Origin of the sequence: Clostridium polyendosporum, from assembly GCF_018332455.1 — a bacterium.
Taxonomy (GTDB): domain Bacteria; phylum Bacillota; class Clostridia; order Clostridiales; family Clostridiaceae; genus Clostridium_AY; species Clostridium_AY polyendosporum.
The window spans coordinates 1-242 of record NZ_BOPZ01000110.1; the positions used below are offsets into that span (position 1 = coordinate 1).

Genomic DNA, 242 nt, shown 5'->3' on the forward strand with positions numbered 1-242 from the left:
GATATTCAATAACCGAAAAAATACCTGATGCATCAACAATTAGTCAAAATAGAATTCGAAGATTTAAGGATACTGATATTGCACAAAAAATATTTGATAATATAGTGCTCCAATCTATGGAGAAAGGGCTAGTTAGTGGTAAAATTCTTTATTCAGATTCAACACATATCAAAGCAAATGCTAATAAGCGCAAATTTGAGAAAGTTGAAGTTACTGTAACACCTAAAGATTATATTGAAGAG

The 242-nt window shown here is 29.8% G+C and carries 1 pseudogene; it reads left to right on the plus strand.

Features of this window, described 5'->3' with window-relative positions:
- A pseudogene (locus tag CPJCM30710_RS17630) lies at window positions 1-242 on the plus strand (IS5/IS1182 family transposase); the annotation flags it as partial.